We start from the raw sequence: 7393 nt of genomic DNA, 5'->3' as shown, positions 1-7393 counted from the left end.
GTTGCGCTGTCCGCTGTGCCGGGCCGGCCTGGAGTCGACAGGGGCCGGAGTGCGGTGTGGCGGCGGGCATGCGTTCGACCGCGCTCGCGGTGGTCATCTGACGCTCCTCGGCGCGCGGGGTCGACGATTCCCCGGCGACTCGGCGGAGCAGGTCGCCGCCCGCGAACGGGTCCTCGGCCACGGGGTGTTCGACGGTGTGGCCGAGGCGCTGGTGGAGGCGGCGGTGGAGGCGGTGGCCGGTGCGGTCGGCTCAGACGATCGCCCCGTGATCCTGGACGCCGGTGCCGGCACCGGGTTCTATCTCGACCGGGTCATCGACGCGCTGCTCCGGAGTGGTGCGGGGAGCGATGAGGCCGCGGACGCGGCGGGAGGCCCTCTCGGGATCGGCACGGAACTCTCCGTCGCCGCCGCCCGTCGGTTGGCCCGCGTCAATCCTCTCGTCGCGGCTCTCGTCGTCGACACGTGGGACGGACTGCCCCTGGAGGACGGGTGCGTCGACGTGGTCCAGGTGGTCTTCGCCCCCAGGAACCCCGCCGAGTTCGCGCGGGTCCTGCGTCCGGGCGGGACACTGGTCGTCGCGGTGCCGGGCCCGGGCCACCTCGAGCCCCTGAGGTCCCGTGCCGGGATGCTCGCGCCCGCGGCGGACAAGGCGCAGCGTCTCGACACCCGACTGGCCGCGGGCTTCGATCCCGGCCCGGTCCGGGTGGTCGATGTCACCACGGAGGTTCCCGCGCGGATCGCCGCGGACCTCGCGCTCATGGGGCCCAGTGGCGTGCACCTGAACCGCGCCGGCGTCGAGGCCGCGGTAGGGGTGGGCGACGCTCCTCTCCGCGTCCACGTCGAGGTGCGGTCCTTCCGCAGGTCTCTACAGGAGTGAGGCGTACATCGCGTGGGTCTGCTCGGCGATCGCCTCCCACGCGAACCGGGTCCGGGCCCGCTCCTGACCGGCACGGCCGTAGGCGGCGGCCTTGGCGGGGTCGGCCACCAGCTCGTTGACCGCGGCGGCGAGGCCGGCCTCGAAGGCGTCCGGGTCCGACTCGTCGTAATGGACGAGGATGCCGGTCTCACCGTCGACGACGACCTCCGGGATCCCCCCGACATCGGAGGCCACGACCGCGGTGTCGCACGCCATCGCCTCCAGGTTGACGATCCCGAGGGGTTCGTACACGGACGGGCACGCGAACACCGTGGCGGCGGAGAGGATCTCGATGACCTCGTCGCGCGGCAACATGTCGCGGAGCCAGAACACGCCGTCACGGGTGGACTGCAGATCGCCGACCAGGGACTCCATCTCGGCCCCGATCTCCGGGGTGTCCGGCGCACCGGCGCACAGCACGAGCTGGGCGTCCGGGTGGAAGTCGCGGGCGGCACGGACCAGGTGGGGCACACCCTTCTGACGGGTGATGCGTCCGACGAACGCGACGATCGGGCGGTCCGGGTCGACACCGTGGCGGCGGAGGACGGAGTCCTCGCCGGTGAAGGTCTCGCCCGGCGACCACACGGAGGTGTCGATACCGTTGAGGATCACGTGGATCTTCTCCGGGTCGACCTCGGGGTAGACGCGGAGGATCTCGTCCTTCATCCGCGCACTCACGGCGACCACCGCGTCCGCGTGTGCGAAGGCGTTGCGCTCGGACCACGACGAGACGCGGTAACCCCCGCCGAGCTGTTCCGCCTTCCAGGGGCGGCTGGGTTCCAGCGAGTGGGCGGACACCACGTGCGGGATCCCGTAGAGCTCCCCGGCGAGGTGGCCTGCGAGGCCCGTGTACCAGGTGTGGGAGTGGACGATGTCCGCCCCTTCCGCGGCCACACACATGCGCAGGCCCGCCGAGAGGGTGCGGATCGCGGGGTTGGCGTCCTCGCCCAGCTCCGGATCAGGGCGGAACGCCCGGGCGGAGTCCCGGTCGGCGCCCATGCACAGGACGTCCACCTCACACAGCGGCCTCAGGGTGGCCACCAGTTCGGTCACGTGGACGCCCGCCCCGCCGTAGACCTCCGGCGGATACTCCCTCGTCATCATCGCTACTCGCACACCGGCCAACCTAGCCGTCCGCGGCGTCCCCTGGAGCGTTGCGGGTGAACCCCGCCCGACCGCGGGGTGTCCTGCCGGGGCAGAGCGGGGGCAAGTCCCGCGATGGCCCGCGTCGGCGGCCCGGAAATCGTTACGGTGGGGGTGTGAGGAACCAGCCGCACGTCCTAGCAATAGTCCTCGCCGGTGGCGAGGGCAAGCGACTCTTTCCGCACACGGCGGACCGCGCCAAACCAGCGGTCCCGTTCGGCGGGTCCTACAGGTTGATCGACTTCGTCCTGAGCAACCTCGTCAACGCCGGCTTCATGCGGATCTGCGTCCTCACCCAGTACAAGTCGCACTCCCTCGACCGGCACATCTCGCAGGTGTGGCACATGAGCGGGATGGGTGGTGAGTACATCACCCCCGTCCCCGCGCAGCAGCGGCTCGGACCCCGGTGGTACACCGGTTCGGCGGACGCCATCCTCCAGTCGTTGAACCTGGTCTACGACGAGAGGCCCGACCACATCGTCGTCTTCGGGGCGGACCACGTGTACCGCATGGATCCCCGTCAGATGCTGGAGCACCATATCGAGACGGGAGCCGCGGTCACGGTCGCCGGGATCCGGGTCCCGCGACGTGAGGCCTTCGCCTTCGGTTGCATCGACGCGGGGGAGGACGACCTGATCCGTGACTGGGTCGAGAAGCCCTCCGATCCACCGGGCACCCCGGACGACCCGGACGCGACCTTCGCCTCGATGGGCAACTACATCTTCACCGCGGATGCGCTCGTCGACGCCCTCAAGGCCGACGCGGAGAAGCCGGATTCCACCCACGACATGGGCGGCGACATCATCCCCGCGCTGGTGGAACAGCAGCGCGCGTACGTGTACGACTTCGCGCGGAACCGGGTCCCCGGCGAGACGGAGCGCGACAGGGGGTACTGGCGCGACGTCGGGACCATCGACGCCTTCTACGACGCCCACGTGGATCTGGTCTCGGTGCACCCGGTCTTCAACCTCTACAACAAGCTGTGGCCCATCCGTACGCAACAGGACAACCTGCCGCCCGCCAAGTTCGTCAACGGCGGGATGTCCCAGGAGTCGATGGTGGGGGCGGGCACGATCATCTCCGCGGCCACCGTGCGCAACTCCGTGGTCTCCAACAACGTGGTCGTGGAGGACGGCGCCGTGGTGGAGGGCAGCGTGCTCATGCCCGGAGTCCGGATCGGCCGCGGCGCCGTGGTGCGCAAGGCGATCGTGGACAAGAACTGCCAGATCGGCGCGGGTGATGTGATCGGGGTCGACCACGAACGCGACCGCCTGCGGTTCCCCGTCAGTGCCGGCGGCGTGGTGAGCGTGTCCAAGAATTCGGTCACGTCGCTGCCGGGCTGAGACGGGGCCACGGGCGCCGGCCGGCCGCCGCCCGGTGCGGTGTGGATCAGAGCGTGACGACGGTCAGCCCGCCGCCGACGGGCAGGACGGTGGCGTGAGCGTGCTCGGGCAGATCCGCTCCCTCCGGCAGCGGGGCGTGCTCACCGATCAGCACCAGCGCGCCGCCGGAGCGCAACAGGTGGTGGGCCCTGGCCAGCACCCGGGAGACCGAGTGTTCCGGCACGTCGGCGACGAGCAGATCGTAGGCGCCGTCAGCGAGCCTGTCCGCCACCTCCAGGGGCCGTGCGGCGATGTAGCGAGCGGCGGACGCGGGGTGGCCGGCGTCCCGCACCGCGGCCCGCGCCGCCTCGAGGTGATGAGGATCGTCGGTGATGCAGGTGACCACGGTGCCCGAGCCCTGCCCGGTCGCGGCCAGGATCGCCAGGGCGGGGACGCCGGGAGCGGGGGAGATGCACACCGCGGCCCGGGCTCCGGTCAGTCTCGCGACCAACCGGATCACCTCGGCGGTCAACGCGTCCGGGGAGGCGGCACCCAGTTCGGCCGCCTCCGCGCGTGCGGGGGCGTAGAGGGAGTCGTCGACCAGACCGGCACTGCGGCGCGCGAGATCGGTGAGCCGGGAACGGTCGGTGGCGGGGACGTCAGTCGAATCGGACACCTGGTCAGCGTATCGCCGCGTGCGCGTACGACGTGTCCAACGCGCGGTGATCGGATCGGTATGAGACTCTCAGGGGGATCTCAGTACGGGTATACCGTGAGAACAGCCCGATGAGGGAGGGTGGGACCACGTCGCTCCACGAGGGTGCGGCGGAAGACCGCGCGGGCGACTTGCGAGGATCCCGCGCCGGAAGGCGGCGGCAGCGCATGTACTCGCAGACCGTGCACGAGACGTCGATCGTCCCCGGCGGGGACCACGATGAGGCGGTGGGGACCGCACGCTTCGACGCGAGCGGTGATGCCGCGGACATGCCGTCCTGGTCCCAACTCGTCGCCCAGCACGGGGACAGGGTCTACCGTCTGGCCTTCCGGCTCTGCGGAAACGCCCACGACGCGGAGGACATCACCCAGGAGGCGTTCATCCGCGTGTTCAGGTCCCTGGACAAGTACAAGCCGGGCACCTTCGAGGGGTGGATGCACCGCATCGTCACCAACCTCTTCCTCGACATGGCGCGGCGCCGAGGCCGCATCCGCTTCGAGGCTCTCCCCGACGACGCCGAGCGGGTGCCGGGCCGGGAACGCAGTCCGGAGCAGGTCCTCTCGGAGGAGACCTTCGATCCGGTGCTCCAGACCGCCCTGGCCAACCTCTCACCCGAGTTCCGCGCGGCGGTGGTGCTGTGCGACATCGAGGATCTCAGTTACGAGGAGGTCGGACGGATCCTCGGCGTGAAGATGGGGACGGTCCGAAGCCGGATCCATCGGGGACGGTCCGCCCTGCGGGCCGAACTCGAGGCGGCCGGCGTGACCGGGGTGCACCAGGGCATCGACTGATCTCTCCGGGTCTGCGGGGAACCAGCGGCGCCCTCGGCGCGTTGAGCCCCTCGGACGGTGGGAGCGCCGGGTGCCGGCCGGATCAGGTACAGAGGAAGACGGACGAGAAGGGGCGAGGGTGGACCGATACCAGGCGGGACGCGGTCCCGCCCCCGAGTACCGGTTGTCCCGGGATTCGGTCCGTGAAGTGGCGGAGAGCACTCCGCCTCCCCGTGGGGGACACCACTTCCTCTCCACCGACCACCTCTCCACCGAGGCGGCGGCGGCGTACGTCGACGGGTGCCTCCCCTCCGCCGGAAAGGTCCGCGCGGACGCCCATCTCGCACTGTGCCCGCAGTGCCGCCGCGAGGTGACCGAACAGCAGGACGCACGTCGGGCTCTTCGCGGGTCCGGCCCCATCCACATGCCCGGGGATCTGCGGGAGCGACTCCGACGTCTCGGGGAGGGCGCGTCCGAGGACGTCCCCCGGGTCACGGAGCCCTCGCCGGGCAGCCGGTGGTCGAGACTCCTGCGCCGCCTGCGCCCGTCCGGCCGTTAGGCTGGGTCGCGTGGAGGATGAGAATGGAGTGCCCGGTCCGGTGGGGCGGGGCGCGGACCCCGATCGACCACTCCGCGAGCCGGCCCCGATCCACAAGCCGGAGGTGGACGAGGCCTCCGCCGGACTCTTCTCCCGACCGGCCGGGGTGACCGGGGGATTCGATCCCCGGCGCCCGGCGTCTCCGGACGACCCCTCCTCACCGGATCACGCGTCCGGGCCGGCGCGCCGGGACGATTCCGACCCCGCGCTGGCCGCCGCGTTCGGTCCGTCCGGTGACACCGACGGGGGGATCGAGCGACACCCGTCGTGGCAGGACCAGACCGAGGAGCCGCCACCCGCATCACCCGACCCCTGGCGCGATCCCCACGCGCCCGTGGGGTTCGGCGCACCCGCCGTGGAGGCGGTCGGGGAGCCCGAACCCGAGGATCTGTCCGGTTCCTCCGTGCCCCCGCCCCCGAGGCTGTCGCTCTCCGAGGCACTGTTCGAACGGCGGCTGAGTCGGCAGGCACTCGGGGCAGCCGCCGCCGCCGTCGCCGTCATCGCCCTGGTGGGCGGCGGGATCGGAGCGATCGTCGCCGATTCGGCGCGAGTGCTCACCACGTCGACCGTCCGCATCGCCGACGCGCCGACGAACGTCCTGCGGCCCGACAACCCGGTCGGTGAGGTCGCCCAGCGGGTCCAGCCGGCGGTGGTCAACATCCAGGTCTCGACCCCCTCGGCGCGGGGTGAGGGCTCAGGCATCGTCATCGACCCGCAGGGGTACATCGTCACCAACAACCACGTCGTCACGATGGACGGTGCCGCGGACAGGGCGGACATCGACGTCGTCTTCCCGGACGGGACCAGGGCGTCGGCCGAACTGGTCGGCCGCGACCCGGCGACCGACCTCGCGGTGCTCAAGGTCGACGGGGTCCAGAACCTCACCGTGGCGACGCTCGGGGATTCCGAGCGGGTCGAGGTGGGCGAGCAGGTGGTGGCCATCGGTTCGCCCCTGGGCCTGGCCAGGACGGTCACCGAGGGCATCGTGTCGGCCACCGAGCGGCCGATCGCGCTGGGGGAGTCGACGTCCGACGGGGACGTCGTGATCGACGCCATCCAGACGGACGCGGCGATCAACCCCGGCAACTCGGGCGGTCCGCTCATCGACGCCAGTGGCGCGGTGATCGGCATCAACACCTCGATCTTCACCCGGACAGGCGGATCGATCGGCCTCGGGTTCGCGATCCCCGTCAACGACGTGCGCGCCATCGCGACCTCGCTCATGACCGAGGGGTCCGTGCGTCATGCCACGATCGGTGTGAACGCGCGCAAGGCGGACAACGGCGACGTCGAGGGCGCCGAGCTCGTCAACGTCCGCGAGGGCTCGCCCGCGCTCGAGGCCGGTCTGCGGGAAGGCGACGTGGTGACGATGATCGGTGAACGTCGGGTGCGTTCGTCCGACGAACTCATCGTGGCCGTCCGTCGCGCCGGCGCGGACGTGGACGTCCCGGTGGAGGTCATCCGAGACGGCTCACGGATCGAGGTGACCGTCCGCCCCGTCCTCGCCTGACCCCGGCGTGGTCCGAGGTCGTGGTGACCAGGGGTGCCGGACGACGTATCCTCAGAGGCGATGTTCTCTAACGTGGGTTGGTCCGAGCTCCTGGTACTGGGCGTGATAGCGCTCGTCGTCCTGGGGCCCGAGCGCCTTCCCGAAGCCGCCCGGTGGCTCGCGTCCGCGATCCGCAAGGTCAAGGAGTTCGCCGGGACCGCCCAGCAGCAGCTGCGCGATGACTACGGGGCCGACTTCGAGGAATTCCGCGAACCGCTCAAGCAGCTCAGCGATCTGCGGGGCATGAGTCCCCGCGCGATGGTGACCAAGCACCTCCTCGACGGGGATGACTCTCTGTTCACGGGCGATTTCGGCGCAGCGGCGCCGGCAGGAGGCCCGCCAACCACCAGCCCCCGGTCGACCGGGCCGCAGTCCACCGG

At 71.2% G+C, this 7393-nt stretch carries 8 protein-coding genes; 6 read left to right on the top strand and 2 right to left on the bottom strand.

All coding sequences use genetic code 11. The features are described 5' to 3' along the window. On the top strand, positions 1 to 877 hold an 877-nt coding region (locus IY392_RS09855), incomplete at its 5' end, for a putative RNA methyltransferase (protein WP_228549238.1). Here the strand turns inward: IY392_RS09855 and glgA are convergent. Beyond that, on the bottom strand, positions 866 to 2032 hold the full coding sequence (gene glgA, locus IY392_RS09850; protein ID WP_107756751.1) for a glycogen synthase: 1167 nt from the start codon (positions 2030 to 2032) through the stop codon (positions 866 to 868). The two genes, IY392_RS09855 and glgA, sit on opposite strands and share 12 nt — an antisense overlap. Positions 2033 to 2175: 143 nt before the next feature. Between glgA and glgC the strand changes: the two genes are divergently transcribed. Beyond that, the gene (gene glgC, locus IY392_RS09845; protein ID WP_107756750.1) at positions 2176 to 3402 is read left to right on the top strand and encodes a glucose-1-phosphate adenylyltransferase; all 1227 of its coding nucleotides are present in this window, start codon (positions 2176 to 2178) and stop codon (positions 3400 to 3402) included. Between the two features lie 46 nt (positions 3403 to 3448). On the opposite strand, the gene IY392_RS09840 is transcribed toward glgC, so the two are convergent. Then, on the bottom strand, positions 3449 to 4057 hold the full coding sequence (locus tag IY392_RS09840) for a class I SAM-dependent methyltransferase (protein WP_194861102.1): 609 nt from the start codon (positions 4055 to 4057) through the stop codon (positions 3449 to 3451). A gap of 206 nt (positions 4058 to 4263) precedes the next feature. Here IY392_RS09840 and sigE point away from each other — a divergent pair, with 206 nt between their 5' ends. From sigE to tatB, 4 genes are all read left to right on the top strand, one after another. After that, complete coding sequence (gene sigE / locus IY392_RS09835; RefSeq protein WP_107756748.1) at positions 4264 to 4887, top strand: RNA polymerase sigma factor SigE; 624 nt, start codon at positions 4264 to 4266, stop codon at positions 4885 to 4887. A 118-nt stretch (positions 4888 to 5005) separates the two neighbouring features. Next, complete coding sequence (locus tag IY392_RS09830; protein WP_194861101.1) at positions 5006 to 5425, top strand: zf-HC2 domain-containing protein; 420 nt, start codon at positions 5006 to 5008, stop codon at positions 5423 to 5425. Between the two features lie 10 nt (positions 5426 to 5435). Next, positions 5436 to 6974: a trypsin-like peptidase domain-containing protein gene (locus IY392_RS19585; protein WP_309234134.1), complete on the top strand. Its 1539-nt coding sequence runs from the start codon at positions 5436 to 5438 to the stop codon at positions 6972 to 6974. Between the two features lie 60 nt (positions 6975 to 7034). Beyond that, positions 7035 to 7393 (top strand): Sec-independent protein translocase protein TatB (tatB, locus tag IY392_RS09820; protein WP_194861100.1); only part of this gene is annotated, 359 nt, incomplete at its 3' end.

Source organism: Dietzia sp. SYD-A1 (assembly GCF_015356725.1).
Classification (GTDB): domain Bacteria; phylum Actinomycetota; class Actinomycetes; order Mycobacteriales; family Mycobacteriaceae; genus Dietzia.
The sequence above is the reverse complement of the archived record's forward strand: the minus strand, read 5'-3'. Positions and strand labels throughout refer to the sequence as shown.

Excerpts from the sequence above, each read along its gene's own strand:
- sigE (WP_107756748.1), top strand. The coding sequence starts at position 4,264 with ATGTACTCGCAGACCGTGCACGAGACGTCGATCGTCCCCGGCGGGGAC.